Source organism: Amycolatopsis sp. NBRC 101858 (genome assembly GCF_030269325.1).
In the GTDB taxonomy this organism is placed as follows: Bacteria; Actinomycetota; Actinomycetes; order Mycobacteriales; family Pseudonocardiaceae; genus Amycolatopsis; species Amycolatopsis ponsaeliensis.
In genome coordinates this window covers 1,362,306-1,382,578 of the sequence record NZ_BSTD01000002.1, presented here as the reverse complement: position 1 = coordinate 1,382,578, position 20,273 = coordinate 1,362,306, and the positions used below count along the sequence as shown (strand labels likewise).

Sequence of the window (20,273 nt, the reverse complement as noted above, 5' to 3'; positions counted from 1 at the left end):
ACTGTGGTGCGTAAGGGCTCCTGACCGTCAACAGAACTTGAGGGCCATTCGATGCCTGCTTCGTCCGTACCCACCCCTGATGTTTCGATCATCCTGCCCTGCGCCGGGCTGGGAACGCGCTTCGGAGCGCCGTACGCGAAGGAACTGCACTGCCTGGCTCCCGGGGTCACCATCCTCGACCGCAGCCTGGAAGCCGTCGTCGAACTGGTGAAGAGCGGGCTGACCGTCCGCGTGGTCGTCGTGTTCGGGACGCACAAGCTGGACACGGTGAAGTACCTGGCGCGCTACGCCGGGACGTTCCAGCTGGTCTTCGTCTACCAGGACGACGTGGCCGAACCGGGGCTGGACGGCGCGATCCGGTCCGCCTTGCCGATGACGTGGGGACCGGTGGCCCTCGTATTGCCTGACATCGTTGTCAGCGGGGTGGGCAGCCTGCTCGCCGCCGTGCGGCAGACCGAAGTGGCGGGCTGGAGCGTGGTGGCCGCCGAAGAGCGGGATCCCGGCACCCTGCGGCAGATGGGCGCGCTGACCGTGGCCGCCGAGGACGGCGTCGGGACGGTCGAGGCGGCCGCGGAGAAGCCGGCGGACCCTGCGGGCTTCAACGCGCTGTGGGGCATGGTGGCGGTCGCCGCGGACGAGGCCCACCGGCTGCCGGACGTGGCCAGGAGGGACGCGGACAGCCCGCTGGCCGGCGCGGTCGCCCTCATGGTGGAGCGGATCGTCAACTACAACACCGCCGAAGGCTGACGTAGTCCTTTGTGGACTTTCGATCCGGCAAGGAGAAGCATGCTCGACGATGTGATGACGGCGCTCGGCACCGTCCTGCCGCGGCTGGCCGCGGTCACCGGTACTCCCGGGGTCGCCGTCGCGGTGGCGACGAGCGACGAGCTGCGCACGGCCGCGACCGGGTTCGCGGACCTGGCCGCGGGCACACCGATGACCGCGGAGACGGTCGCGCCGGCGGGGTCGCTCACGAAACCCGTCACGGGACTGGCCTTCATGCAGCTGGTCGAAGCGGGCGAGGCCGGCCTGGACACCCCGGTCGACCAAGTGCTGCCCGTGGGACTGCGGGGCCCGGACCCGGCGCCCGTCACGACCGCGATGCTGGCGGCCCACCAAGGCGGCTACTACAGCGACATCGTCACCGCCGTCGCGCCCACGACGCCGGCCGAGCCGATCCTCGACTACGTCCGGCGCCGCCACGAGGCCGGGCGCGCCGTCGAGTACGGCGGGGTGCTGCCGCTGGTGACGGCGCCGGGGCCGTACTCCTACTCGAGTTTCGGCGTCGGGGTGCTGGGCGGGGTGGTCGAGCACCTGGCCGGCGAACCGTACGGCGCGCGCGTCCACCGGGAGGTGTTCACCGCGACCGGCATGCGGGACACGACCATCGACGACGGCACGCGCGCGGCCGGTGGCGCGACCGGGTACCTGGCGTTCGGCGACTGGTGCCTGCCGAGCCCGCCGCTGCGCACGTCGGCCTACCCGGGGGTCGGGATGCACACCAGCGCCGCGGACTTCGCGCGGCTGCTGCAATCCCTGCTGCGCACCGCAAGGGGCGACCGCGGCCTGGTCGGGCCGGACTCGCTCGCGGCCATGGTGGAACCGCGGGCACCGCGCCCGAGCCCGCACGGCGTCCGCTCCTTTTCCGGCCTGACGCTCGAACTCGCCGACCCGGACCTGGGCGAGGACTGGTGGTGGGGGCACACCGCGGCGTTCCCGTGGGGGTTCTGGTGGGAGGCGCGGGTCTGGCCGCACCGCGACCTGGCCGCGGTCGCGGTCGGCAACCGCTGGGACATGGCCCGGTTCCACAACCCCGCAAGCCGCAGTGCGCCGGGCCTGGCCGTCGAGTGGGCCGGCCGCTGGGCGGTGTCCGGCGCCCCGGCGAAGCTCCCCGACATGGACGGGCGGCCCCGCTGGACCGGGCCCCGGCCCACCGCGGAAAGCTCGCGCTGGATGGGAGTCCTGATCGGCGAACGCACCCACGGCCTGCTCGGGGTGGCCGAACCGCTGCCGGTCGCGAGGATGACCGACGGCGCGCGTTCCCTCGGCGACCCGGACCCGGGTGGCTGGGACCCGGAAGCGTTCGCACGCGGGGTGGAACAGGCACGGGCGGTCGCCCCGGACCCGGCCGCGCTCGAGGTGCTGGGCCGCGAACTCGGCCCGGCGGCGGCGTTGTGGATGCTGGAGTGCGGAGCGTCGAGCGCGGAAGTGACGATGCCGGTCGGCTTCTACGCCCGCGCACCCCGAGGCTGACGTAGCTGACGCGGTGGCTCAGCGCAGGCGCACCTCCAAGGCGACCCGGTGGCGGCCGCGAGGCAGCGGGACCCAAGCCGGTTCGGTCACCGGCCGCACCGCCGGAAAGCGGTCGACCAGGCTGCGCAGCGCGACCTCGGCCTCCACCTTCGCCAACGCCACGCCGAGGCAGAAGTGCGGCCCCCAGCCGAATCCGACGCTGCCCTCGCGGCCGCCGTGCTCGGCCTGCCAGCGCACGTCGGCCGCGTGCGGGTGGGCGAACTGCGCCGGGTCGCGGTTGGCCGCGCCGAGCACCACCTGGACCGGGTCACCCGCGCTGATCTTCACCCCGCCCACCTCGAGGTCGGCCGCCGCGTAGCGCAGGCGGGCCAGCTGCACCGGGCCGTCGGTGCGGACCAGCTCCCGCACCGCGGCCGGCCACAGCTCGGGCTCCGCGCGCAGCAGCTCCCGCTGGGCCGGGTCGCGCATCAGCGCCAGCGCCGCGTTGGACAGCATGTGCGCCATCGTCTCGTGCCCGGCGAGCACCAGGAACACCACGAGCGCCACGGCGTCGACGTCGGTCAGGTCGTCCTGGGCGACGACCTCGCTCAGCAGGTCCCCGGCCGGCTCGGCCCGGCGCCGGTCGACCAGGGCGTGGCAGTAGGCGAACATCTCGCCCAGCGTCGGCGTGATCCGCGCCGGGTCGCCCTCGACGAGCACCTTGCCCCAGCGCCACCAGTCCGCCCAGTCCGCTTCGGGAACCCCGACCAGTTCGCAGACCACGGCCATCGCCAGGGGATAGGCGTACTCGTCGAGCAGGTTCACGGTCTCGGAGCCGAGGCCGTCGAGCAGTTCGTCGACGATCTCCTGCACCCGCGGGCGCAACGTGGCGACCCGGGACGCGCCGAAGGCGTGGCTGATGCTGCGGCGCAGCCGGGTGTGCTCGGCACCGTCCAGGCTGAGCAGGCTCGCCCGCAGGTAGGGCAGGTGCTCCGGCGGCGTGCCCAGCGCGAGGAACGCCTCCTCCTGCGTCTGCGCGCCCTGCCCCGGCAGGCCGGTGGGATCGTTGCGCACGGCCGGATCCGACAGCACGGCACGGACTTCGGCGCTGCCGGTCACGAGCCAGCCCTCGCCGCCGTCGGGCAGCCGGGCCCAGCAGACCGGTGCCTCGGCGAGGACGCGGTCGTAGCCGCGCATCGGGTCGTCGAGGACGGCCGGATCGCGGACGTCCACCACAGGTTCGGACGACATGTCAGCCTTTCAGCGGGCCGCCGTTGATCGCGACGCGGTTGCCGGAGCGGGTGTACGGGTAGTAGTCGTACGTCGCGTGGTGCTGGACGCAGCGGTTGTCCCAGAACACCAGCGTGTTCGGCTCCCAGCGCACCCTGCAGGCCAGCATCGGCCGGTTCGGCACGACCGAGAACAGCAGGTCGAGCACCGCCTGGCTCTCGTCGCCCGACAGCTGCGGGATGCGCGAGGTGTAGGCCGGGTTGACGTACAGCAGCGGCCGGTCGGTCTCCGGGTGCCGCACCACCACCGGGTGCTCGCTGACCGGGGGCTCGTAGCCTTCCGGGATCTTGTGGCCGCGGAAGGCGTGCGCGCCGTCGTGGATCGCGGTCAGCCCGGCCAGCAGGTCCTTCAGCTTCGGCGACAGCATGTCGTACGCGAGGTGCATGTTCGCGAAGAGCGTGTCGCCGCCGCTGCCCGGCTCGGGCATCCGCGTGATGTGGAGCATCGAGCCCAGCGACGGCTCGGCGTCGGCGGTCCCGTCGGCGTGCCAGCCGTTGCCGAACACGGTGGCCGACTCCGGGGCGGTCGCGACCTCGAGGATGTACGGGTTGCCGTGCTCGGGCGGCGGGTTCACCGGCCGCAGCTCACCGAAGTTCGCGGCCAGGCGCTGGTGGTCGTCCGGCGTGATGTCCTGGTCGCGGAACACCAGCACGTGGTGGTCCAGGAACGCCGTCTTCAGCTCGGTCAGCTGCTCCTCGGTGAGCTCCCGGGACAGGTCGAGGCCGGTGACCTCGGCGCCGATCACCGGGGTCAGGCCCCGCACCGCCAGCGTCCGGTGGTCGCGCGGTGGCCGGGTCGTGATCCGCTTGACCGCGTCGAGTTCGTACTGCTCCATGGTTTCCTTTCCTCCCTGTGGGTCTCACAGTCCGATGGCCGCGGCCACTTCCGTGACGTGCGGTGCGCGCACGATGCCGTAGTGGGTGGCGGGCAGCTCGCGCCAGTGGCTCGGCTCGGGCAGCAGGGCCCGCCAGCCGCCGCGGTCCGTGACCGGCAGGCCGGGTTCGGGCTCGGCGGCGAGCCAGACGTGGCTGGGGGTCGTGCTCAGCCGCGGCAGCTCGTGCCCGGTCATGCTGCGCAGGTTGGCCCGGCACGCGCGGGCGAGCCGCCGGGCGTGCTCGCCCGCGGCGCCGCCGGAGGCGCCGAGTTCGCGCTCGAACACCGTTTCCAGCTGGGCGTCGCTGTAGTCCGAGGCGCTCGCGCCGGGCGGCGGCGGGTCGATGAGGTGCAGGGCACGCACCGGCTGCCCGGCCCGCTCGGCTGCGGCGGCCATGCCGGCCGCCACCCACGAGCCGAACGACCACCCGGCCAGCTGCCAGGTGTGGCCGGGGAACCGCTCGTGCAGCGCCGTGTAGTAGCGGTGGGCCCGGTCCTCGACCGACCACCCGGGCGGTTCCGGGCGGCTCAGCGCCGGGTCGGCGATCACGCAGACACCGAGTTCGGGCGGCAGGGCCTCGACGAGCGGGCGGTAGGCGTGGACGTCCCCGCCGACCGGGTGCACGAGGCACAGGACGTCTCGCGTCGTCCCTTCGCGCCAGACCTGCACCACGACCTCGCCGGTGTCGGCCGCCTCGGAGAGCTTCGCCAGCAGCGCGGCCATCGTCACTTCCGGGCCGAGCCAGGCGAGGTCGAGGTCGACGCCGTAGAGGCGTTTCACCGAGTCGACGACGTCCAGCAGCGTCAGGGAGTCGGCACCGAGGTCGTAGAGCGGCACGTCCGGGTCGAGTTCGGCGACGCCCAGGAGAGCACGCACTTCCTCGGTCAGATCCGCGGCGGCCGGTTTGGCCGTCGTCGTCGGCGTGGTGTCGCGTTCGTGGAACCCGCGGGCGGTCTCGAGGCCGGTTGTCGCGACGAGGAGCTGCGGCAGCCCCGACCCCAGCGCGCGGGCGAAGGTGCGGCGGCCCTCGTCCGTGCTCAGGCCGACCGCGAGGTGCGCCTGGTGCCGGGCATCGGTTTCCAGCGCGGTGACGGCCATGCCGCTGTCGCGCCAGACGTCCCAGCCGATCGAGAGCCGGGCGGTCGGGCCGTCGCGGTGGGCGAGCGCGTCGAGGAAACCGTTGGCGGCGGCGTAGTCCAGCTGGCCGGTCCCGCCGAACTGCGCCGAGAGCGACGAGCAGTAGACGGCGAACGCGGGCCGGTGGCGGTCGATGAGCCGCTCGGTGAGGAGCGCGCCGGCGAGCTTGGCGGACTGCGTGCCCGCGCCGCGGGTGGCGATGAGACCGCCGCCGGGGACCCCGGCCGCGTGCACGATCCCGGCCAGGGGCGTGCCGATCCGGGCGTCGACTTCCTCGGCGGTGATCGTCGTGAGGTCGGCGGCGAGGAGGTCGACGCGGTCCGCCCACGGCTTGAGCGTCTCGGGCAGGTGGGGTTCGCGCGCCAGCAGGACGACCCGGCCGGTGGTCCGGACGAGCAGTTCTTCGGCGACGGCGGTCCCGATGCCGCCGGTGCCACCGAGGACGAGGTGGGTCCCGTCCGCGTGGACGGCCTCGCCGGCGGTGACCGGCGTGCTTTCCTGCGTCCACCAGAAGCCGGCCCGGAGGGCGGTGCGTGCCGGTGGGGGCGGTCCGGTGAGGAGGTCGGCCAGTGCGTCCAGGTCGGGGCCGGGCAGGTCGACCCAGTGGCCGGGCACGCCGCTTTCCTGCGGGCCGACGGCGGTGATTCCGGCGAGCAGCCCGGCTTCGGGGCGCGTGACGGCGGTGTTCGCGGGCGCGGCCCCGGCGGAGACCCACCAGGTCCTGAGTGGACGGTCATGGGCGGCCCGCAGCAGTACGGCAGGAGTGTCGAGGCAGGCCCAACGGGCTCGGGTGAGGGACTCTTCGCCGAGCGATCCGGTGATCGTGAGGGGGAGAGTGTGGAGCCAGTCGATTTCCTGGTCCGGCAGGGCTTCGAGGACCTGACGCAGGTGGGCGGTGTCGGCCGGGTCGGCTTCGAAGGCGTCGGGGCCGAGCCGGGCGAAGTGGTCCGCGGCGTGAACCCGCACGACGCGTGGGTAGACGGCGTCGAGGGCGGGGGCGGTGAGCGGGCCGTCGCCGGAGATGACAAGCAGGCGGTCGGTTCTGGCGGCGGTGGTCGCCCGGCGGAGGCGGACCCAGGTGGGCTGGTGCAGCCAGTCGGTTTCGGGCAGCCGGGTGACGGCGGCCCGGCGCGGGAAGTCGAAGTCGCGGGCGGCGAAGGCGGGCGGGGGGAAGTCCCACGGCGCGGGGGCGGCGGAGTGACCCCAGTCGACGGACGCCCCGGCCAGCCAGGCGGCGGCCAGCTCGGCGGGAGCGCGATTGTCCCGGGAAAGCGGCGCTTCGGATGACTCCGGTGTTTGCCGTGGCTCGGCCGTGCGCAGCCATTCGACCGCGGTGGCCGCGTCCTCGCAGGCCGCCGCCACGCGCCACCGATTCTCCGGGCGGCCCGACTGCAGGTGCCGGAGAACGTCCGCATAGGACTCCGGGTGCGCCGCCAGGTACTCCGCCACGCGAGCTGCCTCCACACGCAGCGCCGCGGCGCTGCGAGCCGAAAGCACCACGCATCGCGCCGGCGAGGGAGCCGGGACCGATGCCGGGCGGACCGACTCCAGGACCACGTGGGCGTTCGTCCCGCCGATGCCGAAGCTGCTCACCCCGGCCACCCGCGGTCCCGCGGGCCACGGCTCCGCCCGCGTCGGTACCCGGAACGGCCCCAGTTCCAAGGCCGGGTTAGGCGCCCGGAAGTCCACCGTCGGCGGGAGCACGCCGTGGTGGATGGCCAGCGTCGCGCGGATCAGGCCGACCACGCCCGCCGCCGCGCCCAGGTGGCCGAGCTGGCTCTTCACCGACGACAACGCGCAGCCCGTCGCATCGGGCATCGCCTCGCGCAGGGCCGCGACCTCGATCGGGTCGCCGAGGCGGGTGCCCGTTCCGTGCGTCTCCACGTACCCGACGTCGGCGCCGGAGCGCCCGGCCCGCCGGAGCGCGGCTTGGACGGCCGCGCGTTGCCCGGCCGGGGACGGGGCGCTGTACCCCTGCTTCACCGCGCCGTCGTTGGTCAGCGCCGAGCCCGTGATCACCGAGTACACCGTGTCGCCGTCGCGGCGGGCCGCCGACAGGGGCTTCAGCACCACCACGCCGACGCCGCTCGCGCCCACCGTGCCGTCCGCGTCGTCGCTGAACGGGCGGCAGTGGCCGTCCGCCGAGAAGATGTGCTGCGGCCGGTACCGGTATCCCTCGGCCAGGGTGACGTCGACGAGCACCCCGCCCGCCAGCATCACGTCCGCCTCGCCGCCGCGCAGCATCCCGGCGGCCTGGTGGACCGCGACCAGCGAACTCGAACACGCCGTCTGCGTCGTCAGCGCGGGACCGCGGAGGTCGAGGTGGTACGCCACCTTCGTCGCCAGGAAGTCCTTCTCGTGGTGCAGCGCGAGCTGGAAGCCGTCCGGCAGCGCGGCCGGGTCGCCCTCGCGCAGCATCTGCTGGAAGTACGTGTTCTCGCCGCAGCCCGCGATCAGCCCGATCCGGTCCGCCCCGGCGACCCCGGCGTGGGCCAGCGCCTCGACGCAGGCCATCAGCAGCTGCCGCTGCTGCGGGTCCATCAGCGCGGCGTCGCGGTGGCTGATCCCGAAGTGCTCCGGGTCGAACGCCAAGGGATCGTCCAGGAGGCTGCGCGCGCCGACGAGGCCGTCCGGCGCCGCGAACTCTTCGATGCCCCGGCGCCCGGCGACGACCAGGTCCCAGAACGCCGCCAGGTCCGGTGCGCCGGGCAGCCGCACCGCCAGGCCGACGACGGCCACCGGTTCGTCGGCGGCGGCCTCGGAAACGACCCGGGCCGCGGCCGGTCCGCTTTCGAGGTGCCGGGTCAGGTCCCGGAGCGTGACGTGCTCGAAGAGGTCGGCCGCGGTGAAGCGGTAGCCCGCTTCCGCGCAGCGCAGGTGGAACCGCATCAGCGAGAGGCTGGTGGCGCCGGCGGCGAAGAATGTCTCGTCGGGACCGATCGGCGCGCCGGTCACCTCCTCGAACAGCGCCGCCAGCTCGCTCGACGGGGCCGCGGCCGTCCGGTGCAGGTCCTCGCCGGGGGTGCGGGCGGCGGCGTCCCGGTCGAGCTTCCCGCTGGGCGTGCGGGGCAGGGCGGCCACGACGCGGAAGCGGTCGACCCGCGCGTGCGGGGGCAGCAGCGGCACGAGGTGCTCGCCCAGCTCCGCGGCGGTCGGCGTCCGGCGGCATTCGAGGAACGCGGTCAGCCGGTCGCCGTCGGCCGCGACGACCGCGTTGACGACGTCGGGGTGCCGCAGCAGCGCGGCCTCGACCTGCCCGAGCTCGAGGCGGTGCCCGCTGAGCTTGACCTGCCGGTCGGCCCGGCCGTCGAAGTGCAGCAGCCCGGCGCGGTCGAAGTGCGCGAGGTCGCCGCTGCGGTAGTACAGCTCCGGCAGTTCGGCGAACTTCTCCGGAGCCGCTTCGCCCAGGTAGCAGCGGTTCGCCGCGAGACCGCCGATGAGCAGCTCGCCGACCTGCCCCGGCGGCAGGGGCGCGCCCGCGGCGTCGGCGACCCGCAGCACCGCGTTCGCCACGGGACGGCCGATGGCGGGCCGGTCGGGCCAGCCCGCGGGATCGCCGTCGAGGGTCAGCGCGCTGGCGACGTGGGTTTCGGTCGGGCCGTAGTGGTTGTGCAGGCGCGCGCCGGGCAGCCCGGCGAACCAGCGGCGGATGGCCGGCGTGCACACCAGCTGCTCGCCGGCGGTGATCACGTCCCGCAGCCGCGACGGGTACCGCCCGAGCCGGACGCCGTGCTCGGCCAGCAGCTGCAACGCCACGTAAGGCAGGAAGATCCGTTCGATGCCGGCGGTTTCGAGCTGCGCCAGCAGCGCCGGGACGTCGTGGCGCCACTCCGGCCGGACCAGGTGCAGCCGGCCGCCGCCGCACAGCGTCGTGAAGATCTCCTGGAACGACACGTCGAACGACAGCATCGAGAACTGCTGCGTCACCGCGGGTGGCGCGTCCTGCCACTGCAGCAGGTTGGCCAGGGTGTGGTCGGGGACGCGCACGCCCTTGGGCGTCCCGGTCGAGCCGGAGGTGAACAGCGTGTAGAGCGGCCGTCCGGCGTGCCGGGCCGGGACGTCCGGCACCGGCCCGCCGGTGAGCGTGACGTCCCGCCGTTCGACGTCCGTTTCGAACGTTTCGCCCGGGGCGAGCAGGACGCAGCTCGGCCGGACCCGGTCGAGCACGTCACGCAGCAACGCCGGCGGGTACGCGGGATCCAGGGGTACGGCGGTGATGTTCAGCCGCGCGAGGGCGAGGAGCGCGACGACGTGCTCGGCCGACGGCCGCAAGTACAGCGCGATGTCGGTCGCGTCGCCGGGCAGGGTGGCGGCCAGCCGCGCCGCGTGTGCGTCCAGTTCGGCGTAGGTCAGGGTCGTCTCGCCGGTCAACGCCGGCGCGTCGGGCGTCAGCGCGACCTGGCGAGCGAAGCCGTCCGCCACGGTCTCCCACGTCAGCTGCGCCGTGGGACCACGGCCGTGGTCGCGGTGGTCCGGTGTCCGCGCGTCGCCGTGCAGGGCGCGGTCGAAGACGTCGCCGAGGGCGGTCGCTTCGGCTTCGGTGAAGTGGCCTTCGCCGTACTCCCACAGGCAGTCGAAGCCGTCCGGCCGTTCCACGACCGACAGCGTGAGCGCGCACTTGGCTTCGGCGGCCTCGATCCACTGTGGACTGACCGAGCACCCTGGCAGCCGCAACGCGCCGAAGTCGGTGTTCTCCAGGACGAACAGGTAGTCGAACGCCGCGTACCCGGGATCGAGGTCGGCGAAGGCGATGTCCTGGCCGTCCAGGGCCGCACCGGCCGCTTCGCCGAGCCGGCGGAGCTGGGAGCCCAGATCTTCGTCCGGATCCACCGACAGCGGCAGCCGGACGGTGTTGGCGAACATCCCGACACCGTCTTCGAACTCCCGCACCGGCCGGTTGGCCACCGGCGCGGCGATCCGCGGCCGGGTCCGCCCGGTCACGGCGTAGAGGCTCCAGGCGAACACGCCGAGCAGGAGCTGGAACCGGGTCAGGCCCAGCTCGCCGGCCCATGCGTCGACGCGTTCGTGGTCGATCCGGGTCGTGTGCAGCCGCCCGGCGAGGGACGCTTCGCCGAGTGGCTCGGCGTCGTCGGAGCGTTCGGTCAGCTGGGCTCGGTAGCCGGAGGAGGCGAACCACCGGGACTGCCACCCGGCGAAGTCGAGCGGCGTGTGCGTGCCGGGCCGCGGCGAGGCGCCGGACAGCTCGCGGAACAGGATGTTCAGCGACCAGCCGTCGACCGCGATGTGGTGCAGGCACAGCAGAAGCGAGCCGTCCGGCCGCCAGGCCGCGCGCAGCAGCCGGCCCGACGCGAGGTCGAACGGCGCGGTGAAGAAGTCCTCGGAAGGCTCGGTCCACGGGTCGTACGGCGCCTTCGCCACCTGCCGCAGGCCGTCGGACGTCGCCTCGAAGGCGGTGCGCAGCGCCGGGTGCCGCTCGACCAGGCCGCGCACGTCCCGGCGCAGGGCGTCGAGGTCGGGGGACCCGGTGACGCGGAAAGCGAGCGGCACGTGGTACGCCGTGGACGCGGGATTCCGTTGCTGCAGCAGCCAAAGCCGTTGCTGCTCGCTGGTGGCCGGCGCTGTCGTCGCGGTCGTCGGCGGGCCCGGCTCCGGATAGGCCGCCCGCTCGGCCGCCGCGACGGCGCCAGCGAGATCGGCGAACGACCCGCGCTGCACCACCGAGGGCGCCAGGTCCGCACCCCACCGCTCGCGGATCGCGAACCGCAGCCGCAGTGCCTTGAGCGAGTCGCCGCCGGAGCGCAGCCACGTGTCGCCGGGGTGCAGGTCCGGAAGGCCGAGGACGTCCCCGACGACGTCGAGGACTTCGCGCTCCCACCGGGTCGCGGCACCGCTGGAGTCCGGCCGCCACGGCATAAACCCGCCGGCCAGGAGCGCGCCTTCGTCGACCTTCCCGTTCGCGTTCCGGGGCAGCTCCTCGACGCGGAAGACGAGGTGCGGCCGCATGTAGGCCGGCACGGTTTCGCTCAGATGAGCTTCGAAGACGTCGAAGGGAAGATCGCCGGCCACGATGAAGGCGAGCAGCTCGGCCGTGGCCGCGCGGCGCACCGCCACGTGCGCCTGCCGGACCTCCGGGTGCGCGAGGAGCCGCTGCTCCAGCTCGCCCGGCTCGATCCGGAACCCGCGGACCTTGACCTGCCGGTCGGTGCGCCCGGCGTAGGCGAAGCGCCCGCCCGGCAGCACGCGGACCAGGTCGCCGGTGCGGTAGAACCGCGCGCGGCCCTCGTCGAGCCACGGCAGCCGGACGAACCGCTGCCCGGTCTCCGCGGGCAGGCCGCGGTAGCCGAGCGCGACCCCGGCTCCCGAGATGTACAGCTCCGCCAGCTCGCCTTCGGCGGCCACACGTTCGTCGGCGGTCACGGCGACCGCGCCGGTGCCCGGCAGCGGACGGCCGATCGGCACGACGTCGCCGTCGAAGCCCCGCGGGATGGCGTAGCTCAGCGCGAACGTCGTCGTCTCGGTCGGGCCGTAGCCGTTCTGCAGCCGGGTCGGCGCGTCCGGGTTGGCCCGGTACCAGCGGCGGATCAGCGGGGCGTTGAGCTGTTCGCCGCCGATGACGACCCGCCGCACGGTCGAGAAGCTGTCCGGCACGGTCTCGGCGACCGCGTTGAACAGCGTCGCGGTCACGAACATCGTGTCGACGCGCTCGCGGACCAGCGCTTCGGCGAACGCCCGCGGGTCCCGGACGGTCTCGTCGTCGAGCACGACGCAGGTACCGCCGGTGAGCAGCGGCACCCACACCTCGAAGCTGATCGCGTCGAACGCGGGGTTGGCCAGGCAGGCGTACCGCGTGCCGTGGTCGAGCCAGCCGGGTTCGGCGAGCCGCAGGACCCCGGCGTCGCGCACCTCGACGCCCTTGGGCCGGCCGGTCGTGCCGGAGGTGGAGAACAGGAACGACGCCGGCGCGGGCTCGGCGGGCACGCCGGCTTCGACCGTGACGGCCAGGAGTTCGGCGGGCGTCAGCGGGGGCAGGCCCGGCAGCCCGTCGTGGACGACGGCGGCCGCGCCCGCATCGGCGAGGATGACGTCGCGGCGGGCGGGCGGGCTCTGCCGGTCCAGCGGCACGACCTGGCCGCCCAGGCGCAGCACGCCCAGCATGACCTGGATCAGTTCGGCCGAGCGGGGCAGGTCGACGGCGACCGCGTCGCCCGGCCGGACTCCCTTGCGGGACAGGGATTCCGCGACGGCGGCGGCGCCCGCGTTCAGCTCGGCGTAGGTGAGCCGGCGCGCACCGTCGGCCACGGCGACGGCGTCGGGGTGCCGCAGCGCCCGGTCGTGGACGCGGCGGGCGATCGAGGTCATCGGGCCGCCAGCTCGGCCGAGATCACCTTGGCGACCAGTGGCAGTGCGTCGCTTTCGAGCATGTCCCAGTGCCCGCAGCCGGCCGGGACCACGTCGAACTCGCCGCGGGCGCGGCGGCGCCAGAACTCCGCGGTGCCGGGGATCGTGTCCTCCCCGACGGCCTGCACGAACACCACCCGCGCGGCGGAATCCCCGGGATCGTGCTCGCGCGCGGTCAGCCGGTTGTGGTTGTACGTGCGGTGGTAGCGCTCGATCTGCGCGTCCTCGATCCCCGGGTACATCCCGTTGAAGCGCACCAGTTTCTCGCGGAACTCGGCCGCCGGCACCGGTTCGATCGCCGCCTTCGCGGCCGGGTCGTCGGTCGCGGTGGTGTCGAGCAGGACGACGCTGACGCGCGGGTGGTGTTCGGCCAGCCGGCGGCCCATCTCGTAGGCGACCAGGCCGCCGTAGGAGAGTCCACAAAGGACCAAAGTCTCATCGGGGCGCGGGCCGACGAGCCGCAGGTACTCCTCGGCCATCGCCTCGACGCTCGGCAGCGGCTCTTCACCGGCGTTGAGCCCGGGGGACTGGATCCCGAGGACCCCGGCGTCGTCGGGCAGCGCGGCGCTGAGCGGCAGGTAGCAGAACGCCGTCCCGCCCGCCGGATGGACGCAGACGACGCGCGCGTCGCCGGCGCCGCGGCGGAACTCGATCAGGCTGCCGCCGTCCGGCGGGCTTTCCGCACGCAGCAGCGCGGCCTGCGCCTCGATGCTCGGGTGCAGGATGACGTCGCGGATCGGCAGCTCGCGGCCGAACTCGGCGCCGATGGCGTGGGCCAGCTTGATCGCCGAGATCGACGTGCCGCCGACGGCGAAGAAGTCGTCCGAGACGCCGATCGCCTGGTGCAGCAGCAGGGTGCGCCAGATCCGCAGCAGGGCCAGTTCGACGTGGTCGCGCGGGGCGGCGGTGTTGACCGCGGCGGGGGCGCTCTCCCGGGCTTGCGCGAGGACGGCGTCGCGGTCGAGCTTGCCGCTGCGGCTCAGGGGCAGCCGGTCGAACTCGGCGAACACCGACGGGATCATGTAGTCCGGCAGCCGGTCGGCGAGCGCGGCACGCCACTCGTGCGGGGTCCGGCTGCCGCCCGCGATACCGGCGACGAGCCGGGGCTCGCCCTCGCGGTCCACCAGCACGGCGGCCTCCCGGACGCCGGGGACGGCCAGCAGCGCGGCCGTCACCTCGCCGGGCTCGATGCGGAACCCGCGCAGCTTGATCTGGTCGTCGCGGCGGCCGGCGTACTCGGCCTCGCCGTCGGGCAGCCAGCGAGCGAGGTCGCCGGTCCGGTACATGCGCTCGCCCGGGGCGAACGGGTCCGCCACGAACCGCTCGGCGGTCAGGCCCGGCCGGTGCAGGTAGCCGCGCGCCAGGCAGTCGCCGGCCAGGAAGACCTCGCCCACCACGCCCGGCGGCACCGGGCGCAGCCGCTCGTCCAGCAGGTACAGCCGCGAGCCGGGCAGCGGCCGCCCGATCGGCGCCGGGCGGTCCAGGGGCTTCGGGGCGAAGTGCGCGGTGGCGTAGAGCGTGGCCTCGGTCGGCCCGTAGCCGAAGCAGATCCGCAGGCCGGGCAGGGCCGCTTCGAACCGGGCGAGTGCGGCGCCGGTCAGCGGCTCGACGCCGGTGAGGACCTGCCGCAGCGCGAGCCCGGCCACCCGGCCGAGGTCTTCGTCGATCCACCGGACGTAGGCGGGCGGCAGGAACGCCTGCACCACGCGGTGCTCCCGCAGCCACGCCATCAGCGCCGCGGGGTCGGGCCGGACGTCTTCGGGCACGACGTGCAGCACGGCGCCGGTGGTCAGGGGGAGCAGCAGTTCGTGCACCGAGGCGTCGAAGCCGATGCTCGACCACGCCGACGTCGCCTCGCCGGGCGTCGCGCCGAAGCGGTCGAGCCACTGGTCGAACAGGGCGAGGACGCTGTGGTGGGTCACGGCGACCCCCTTCGGCCGCCCGGTCGAGCCCGACGTGTAGATCACGTAGGCCGGCTCGTCCGACCCGGTCGTGACCGGGTACCGGGTCTCGTCGCCCTCGGCCTCCAGCGCCGGGACGTCGTCGCCCAGGACCAGGACCGGCCGGGCGTCCTCGACCATCGCTGCCCGCCGCGCGGCCGGCTGGGCCGGGTCGAGCGGGAGGTAGGCGGCGCCGGTCTTCAGCACGCCCAGGACGGCGACCACCAGCTCCGCCGACCGTCCACTGAGGACGGCCACGACCTCGCCCGGCCCGGCTCCGCGGGCGCGCAGGGCGTTCGCCAGCTTCGTGCTGCGGCGGTCCAGCTCGCCGTAGGTGAGGGTCCGGCCGTCGCAGACGAGCGCGGGGGCATCCGGGGTGGTCCCGGCGTGGGTGGTGAAGCGGTCGACGAGCCCGCCGGGGCGCCGGTGCGGACTCGGCCCGGTGCTCCAGCCGGTGAGGATCTCGCGGCGTTCGGCGTCGTCGAGGAGTTCGTAGCTCGAGACGTCGAGGTCCGGTCGCGCGGCCAGCTGGTCGAGCAGCCGGACGAAGTAGTGGGCGTACCGCTGCGCCGTGGCGTGGTCGAAGAGGGCGACGGCGTAGTCGAGGTGCCCGGCGACGTCGCCGTTCTCGTCGGCGAGGCCGAGGGCGAGGTCGAACTTCGCGGGGGCGTGCTCGACCTCGAGGGGCTCGGCGGCCACACCCGGCAGCTCCAGGAGGTCGTGCAGGGTCGGGACCCAGGCGACCATCGTCTGGAACAGCGGGGTGTGCGCCGGGCTGCGCGGCGGGTTCACCAGCTCGACGACCCGTTCGAACGGCAGCTCGACGTGGTCGATCGCGCCCCGCAGTGCCGCGCGGACCTGCTTGAGCAGGGCACCACCGGTGCGGGAGCCCGTCAGGTCGGCGCGCACGGCCAGCGTGTTGACGAAGAACCCGATCGTGTCGGGGTGCTCGCCGCCGGCGCCGCGGTTGGCGGTGGGGACGCCGACAACGATGTCAGTTTGTGCGGAAAGCCGGGACAGCAAGAGGGACCAGCAGGTCAGGACGGTGGAGTAGAGCGTGGCGCCGTGGTCGCGGGCCACCGCTTTCAGGCGCGCGGTGAGGTCCGGCCCGAGGGCGATCGGCACCCGGGCGCCGCGGTGGTCCTGCCGGGCCGGGCGCGGCCGGTCGGCGGGCAGTTCCAGCACCGGCGGCACGCCGTCGAGCCGGTCCTGCCAGTACGCCTCGTGCGGCGCCGGGCCGGGGCCGGCCAGCCACTCCTGCTGCGCGCTTGCGTGTTCGCGGTAGGGCCGCGCCGGCGGCAGGTCCGCCGGTGCGCCGCTCAGATGAGCGGCGTAGAGGATGCCGAGCTCACGCAGCAGCAGCGTGCGGGACCAGCCGTCGAAGACGACGTGGTGGACGGTGATCAGCAGGACGTGGTCCTCGTCGCCGTCGGCCAGCAGCCGGGCCCGGGCCAGCGGGGCCCGCGTGAGGTCGAACGGTTCGAACGGGTCGGTGCGCCGCAGCTCGGCGGCCTCGCCCGGTCGTCCGGCGACATCGGTGACGGTGCAGGGAAACCCGTGCCCGGCGGGTTCGACGACCTGCACGGGCCGGCCGTCTTCGACGACGATCCGGGTCCGCAGGGCCTCGTGGCGGTCGGCGAGGGAGTCGAAGGCCCTTCGCAGCGCCTCGCGATCCAGAGGGCCGCGGAGGGTGAAAGCCATGGTCTCGTTGTAGGCCGGGCCGGCCCCGTCCAGCTGGGAGACGGTCCAAAGGCGCTGCTGACCGGACGACAGCGGTGCGGACACTCGCATCGAGGACGGCCTTTCCGGGCGGGGCGGGCGAACCGGTACGGCGTTGTGCCGTCGCAGCCGAGGTCGGGGAAACGCTCTCTGTCAGTCCGGATAGTTAACACCACACCATCGGGTGATGACGAGGGGTGACAGCGGAGTTTGCCCGGAAGTCTCCGCCACCCACGCGGTCAGGGCCGGAAGCGCGTGCTTCCGGCCCTGACGGCGGTGCGGTGAACGGGTTCGGCTCAGAACCAGTGCGCCCGGCCGCCGATCTTGCGGCCGGTCCCGCCGAGGATCGCCAAGACGACGCCGGCGATGGCCAGCACGATACCGATCGTGTACAGCACGGGGATGCCGACGATGAAGCCGATGATGAGCAGGATGACGCCGAGGACAATCACGGTGGGGAAAGCTCCTTCTTTTCCGAACGAGCCGGCACCTCGGGGCGGTGACGGCTCGCTTCCACCAGCGGATACCCGCGATCCCGCCGGGCAAACACGCGTTCTCACCCGAAGGACTGAATGCGCGTCAGATCTTGCGGTACCGGCTCTCCAGCAGCGCGAACACCCCGAAGACCGCGATGCCGGCGGCCAGCGCCAGCAGCAGGAACTGCCCGTACGGCTGAACCGCGAGCGTCTTGAGCGCCGGGTCGAGGCCGCCGGCCTTGGCGGGGTCGTAGTCGACGGCGGCGATGACGAGCATCGTGCCCACGGTGGCGTAGGTGAGCCCCATCGCGCACCAGCCGACCTGGCCGAGCCGTTCGGTCGACCGGCGCACCGCCGGGGACGCTCCGCCGAGGTCGAGGTCGTGGACGAACTTCTTCCTGATCCCGCGGTAGGCGAGGAACGCGGCCACGGCGATGACGAGGACCCCGGCCGAGATCACCGCGAAGGCTCCCCAGTCCTCGGCCAGCACCGTGGCCACCACCGAGCCCGCCTTGGCGGACCCGCCGGTCGCGGTCTTCCCCGCGCTGTAGGCGACCAGGCCGTACAACACGACTTCGACGCCGCTGGTCGCCCGGCGCACCCACCGCCGCCGCTGGGGAGCGTGCCGGTGGCCGGCGATCGCCTCGGTGAGCTGCCACAGCGCCAGCAGTCCCGTGCCGACGGCGATCACCCAGAGCAGCCACGCTCCACCGCCCGACGCGACGATTTGCAGGGCACCGGCCTTGTCGGCCTTTTCGTTGTCCCCGAGCGCCACCTGCGCCGCCAGCCACGCGACGACGAGGTGCACGCAGGCGTAGCAGGTCAAGCCGATTCGGGCCAACAGGCTGAATCCTCTGAAGTCGGGCACCCGCGCAGCCTCGTCCTCTTCCGCTCGGTTGGCCAGGTGTTCGCCCGATTTCGCCGCCGATCCGCTGCTAGCCGGCGTCGAAGGTGATCTCGGCCCACACCGTCTTCCCCGTCGAGCGCTGCCACTGGCCCCACGCGACGCTCAGGTTCGCGACCAGCCCCAGCCCGCTCGGCGGCGCCCCCATGGACGGCTGCGAGCACGCGGGGTCGAGGCACGCGTCGTCGACCTCGACGCACAGCCAGTTCAGGCGCCGCAGCAACCGGACCTGCCGCGGCGGTTCGCCGTGGCGCAAGGCGTTGGACGTGAGCTCGTCGACCACCGTCACCACGTCGTGGCGCACGTGGTCGGGCAGGTCGAGGAGGAGCCGGTCGGCCCAGGCGCGCACCGCGGCCAGCTCGCTGAGGTCGTCGGCGACTTCCAGGGCGACGACCCGCAGTTCGTCGGTGCTGTGCCGCGTCTGCTCGATCGTCATCGGCGAGTCGCCTTCCGTCCGGCTCCACGACCACCTCGTGGAGCGTCCGGCAGGTACTTACCCGGAGAACGCCCTCGGTGAACATGCGCGGGTGGCGCGAGGCGGGGGTGGAGCTGGCTCCACGCGACCAGTGCGACCAGTGCCGTCAGCCCGAACACCGCGCCCAGCCCGATGCCGGACGCCGCCGCGCCGGCCAGCGGGGACGCCGCGGTCTGGCCGGCGCCGAGCCCGGCGAAGGACCACGTGACCCCGCGGGCGGGCCGCGCCGGGAACAGGCGGGCGGCCCAGAGGATGCACAGGCCGGTCAGCGCCATGTAGGTGACGCCGAACAGCGCGCCGGACACCAGTGCGCCGGGGAGGCCGGGGCAGGGGAGGGCCAGGAGGGCGATGCCGGCCGCCGCGAGCGTCCACGTGGCGAGGTTGGCGGCCCGCAGCCCGATGCGCCCGGCGGCCCGGCCGGCCAGGCCGCCGAGCAGCCCGGCGGCGCCGATGCCGAACCAGCACCAGGTCGCGGCGGCCGGGCTCAGCCCGGCCTCGGTGAGGTGGGAGCTGGAGAACGTCCAGTACGGCGCGCTCGTCACGCCGATGAGCACCGAGTTGACCACCAGCGGCGCCACGCCGCGGGCGGGACCGGTGGCCGCTTCGGCGGGCCGGGCGTGCGGCAGCGTCCGCCAGGCGGCCAGCGTCGTCGCCGCGCCGAGCACGGCGAACGTCGCCCAGATCGCGGGCCAGCCGAACGCGAGCAGGGGCGTGAACGCCGACGCCGCGAGCCCGAGGCCGGTTCCGGTGTTCGCCCAGGTCTGCGCCCGCGGCCGGGAGCTCGCGCCGACGGTTTCGCCGATGAGCTGCGCGACGCCCGGCGACACGAGTCCGGCGCCGGCGCCCGCGATGACGATCCCGGCGCCGAACACCGCGACCCCCGGTGCCGCCGCCATCAGCGCGAGACCCGCGGTGGCCGCCGCCGCGGCCAGCAGCACGGTGCCGCGCGGTGACCACGCCGATGTTCTCGGGGACAGCAGCAGCCCGAGGCCGTACCCCGCGGTGGAGAGGCCGCCGAGCACGCCGACGGAGGCCGTCGTGAGCCCGAACGTTGCGCTGAACCGCGGGACGAACAGCCCGTAGGCGTAGCGCGCGAAGCCGTAGCAGAGGGCGATCACGCCCGCGCCGGCCGCCGCGACGGGCCACCACCGGGCCGTGCCTTCCGCCGTCCTCGCCATATTTCCACCAAACAGACAGGTCTGTCTGGTGTCAAGGAATGCTACTGTTGTCCCAGGTAAAGGGGTAGACAGACCGGTGTGGAGGAATGGTGGGCAGGACTCGTCCGGGCGACGCGGGAGCGAAGGTGCTCAAGGCGGCTTCGACGCTGTTCTACCGCGACGGCATCCACGCGGTGGGAGTCGACACCGTGGCGGCCGAAGCGGGCGTGACGAAGGCCGCCCTCTACGGGAACTTCGGTTCGAAGAGCCGGCTGGTCGTCGCGTACCTGCGCGATCGCGACCGCCGGTGGCAGGAGCAGGTCGACGCGATCACGACCGGGCACGACGACCCGCGCGAGCGCGTGCTGGCGGTGTTCGACGCGTACGAGGCGTGGCTGTCCCGCGACGGCTACCGCGGCTGCGCGTTCCTCAACGCCGCCGCGGAGTTCCCCGATCCCGCGGACCCGGTCCGCGAGGTGGTCCGCCACCACAAGACCGCCCTGCGCGGCTACCTCCGGACCCAGCTCGACCGCGCCGGGTCGGACCGTGCGGACGCCCTGGCGGACGAGCTGCTGCTCCTGCTCGAGGGCACGACCGCCACGTCGGTGGTGTCCCGGGACGCACGGCCGTTTTCGGTGGGGAAGCGGCTCGCGGAGGCGCTGCTTCCCGCACCCGGCGACCAGGCGTCCGGCCCCGCTCGCTGACGCGGC

Annotated in this window: 11 protein-coding genes; 3 read left to right on the top strand and 8 right to left on the bottom strand. The window is 74.0% G+C overall.

The window, feature by feature from the left end:
• Positions 1–51 precede the first annotated feature (51 nt).
• Complete coding sequence (locus QSK39_RS19460) at positions 52–747, top strand: glycosyltransferase family protein (protein WP_285479169.1); 696 nt, start codon at positions 52–54, stop codon at positions 745–747.
• A 39-nt stretch (positions 748–786) separates the two neighbouring features.
• Positions 787–2,253 carry a serine hydrolase domain-containing protein gene (locus tag QSK39_RS19455; RefSeq protein ID WP_285479168.1) on the top strand — a complete coding sequence of 489 codons (1,467 nt, stop codon included), beginning with the start codon at positions 787–789 and terminating at the stop codon, positions 2,251–2,253.
• A gap of 18 nt (positions 2,254–2,271) precedes the next feature.
• Here the strand turns inward: QSK39_RS19455 and QSK39_RS19450 are convergent, their stop codons facing one another.
• The 8 genes from QSK39_RS19450 to QSK39_RS19415 all read right to left on the bottom strand — a co-directional run bounded on the left by QSK39_RS19450 (position 2,272) and on the right by QSK39_RS19415 (position 19,584).
• The gene (locus tag QSK39_RS19450) at positions 2,272–3,483 is read right to left on the bottom strand and encodes a cytochrome P450 family protein (RefSeq protein ID WP_285479167.1); all 1,212 of its coding nucleotides are present in this window, start codon (positions 3,481–3,483) and stop codon (positions 2,272–2,274) included.
• Between the two features lies 1 nt (position 3,484).
• Positions 3,485–4,357, bottom strand: a complete 873-nt coding sequence (locus QSK39_RS19445) for a TauD/TfdA dioxygenase family protein (RefSeq protein WP_285479166.1) — start codon at positions 4,355–4,357, stop codon at positions 3,485–3,487.
• Positions 4,358–4,381: 24 nt separating this feature from the next.
• Positions 4,382–12,853: a non-ribosomal peptide synthetase gene (locus QSK39_RS19440; RefSeq protein WP_285479165.1), complete on the bottom strand. Its 8,472-nt coding sequence runs from the start codon at positions 12,851–12,853 to the stop codon at positions 4,382–4,384.
• Positions 12,850–16,623 (bottom strand): non-ribosomal peptide synthetase, encoded by a 3,774-nt coding sequence (locus QSK39_RS19435; protein ID WP_285479164.1) that lies wholly within the window; start codon positions 16,621–16,623, stop codon positions 12,850–12,852. Before QSK39_RS19435 ends, QSK39_RS19440 begins: the two co-directional genes overlap by 4 nt.
• Positions 16,624–16,847: 224 nt before the next feature.
• A complete protein-coding gene (locus QSK39_RS19430) occupies positions 16,848–17,003 on the bottom strand; it encodes a hypothetical protein (RefSeq protein WP_285479163.1) in 156 nt (51 codons plus the stop codon).
• A gap of 127 nt (positions 17,004–17,130) precedes the next feature.
• Entirely contained in the window at positions 17,131–17,868 is a 738-nt protein-coding gene (locus QSK39_RS19425) for a DUF1206 domain-containing protein (RefSeq protein WP_285479162.1), read from the bottom strand.
• Positions 17,869–17,962: 94 nt separating this feature from the next.
• Positions 17,963–18,367 (bottom strand): ATP-binding protein, encoded by a 405-nt coding sequence (locus tag QSK39_RS19420; protein WP_285479161.1) that lies wholly within the window; start codon positions 18,365–18,367, stop codon positions 17,963–17,965.
• Positions 18,364–19,584: an MFS transporter gene (locus QSK39_RS19415; protein ID WP_285479160.1), complete on the bottom strand. Its 1,221-nt coding sequence runs from the start codon at positions 19,582–19,584 to the stop codon at positions 18,364–18,366. Before QSK39_RS19415 ends, QSK39_RS19420 begins: the two co-directional genes overlap by 4 nt.
• Positions 19,585–19,673: 89 nt before the next feature.
• Here QSK39_RS19415 and QSK39_RS19410 point away from each other — a divergent pair, with 89 nt between their 5' ends.
• Positions 19,674–20,267: a TetR/AcrR family transcriptional regulator gene (locus QSK39_RS19410; RefSeq protein ID WP_285479159.1), complete on the top strand. Its 594-nt coding sequence runs from the start codon at positions 19,674–19,676 to the stop codon at positions 20,265–20,267.
• The last annotated feature ends 6 nt before the right edge of the window (positions 20,268–20,273 follow it).

Bases quoted from the DNA above. Each gene is read 5' to 3' on its own strand.
- QSK39_RS19460 (WP_285479169.1), top strand. From the start codon at position 52: ATGCCTGCTTCGTCCGTACCCACCCCTGATGTTTCGATCATCCTGCCC.
- QSK39_RS19455 (WP_285479168.1), top strand. From the start codon at position 787: ATGCTCGACGATGTGATGACGGCGCTCGGCACCGTCCTGCCGCGGCTG.
- QSK39_RS19450 (WP_285479167.1), bottom strand. From the start codon at position 3,483: ATGTCGTCCGAACCTGTGGTGGACGTCCGCGATCCGGCCGTCCTCGAC.
- QSK39_RS19445 (WP_285479166.1), bottom strand. From the start codon at position 4,357: ATGGAGCAGTACGAACTCGACGCGGTCAAGCGGATCACGACCCGGCCA.
- QSK39_RS19440 (WP_285479165.1), bottom strand. From the start codon at position 12,853: ATGACCTCGATCGCCCGCCGCGTCCACGACCGGGCGCTGCGGCACCCC.
- QSK39_RS19435 (WP_285479164.1), bottom strand. From the start codon at position 16,623: ATGCGAGTGTCCGCACCGCTGTCGTCCGGTCAGCAGCGCCTTTGGACC.
- QSK39_RS19420 (WP_285479161.1), bottom strand. From the start codon at position 18,367: ATGACGATCGAGCAGACGCGGCACAGCACCGACGAACTGCGGGTCGTC.
- QSK39_RS19415 (WP_285479160.1), bottom strand. From the start codon at position 19,584: ATGGCGAGGACGGCGGAAGGCACGGCCCGGTGGTGGCCCGTCGCGGCG.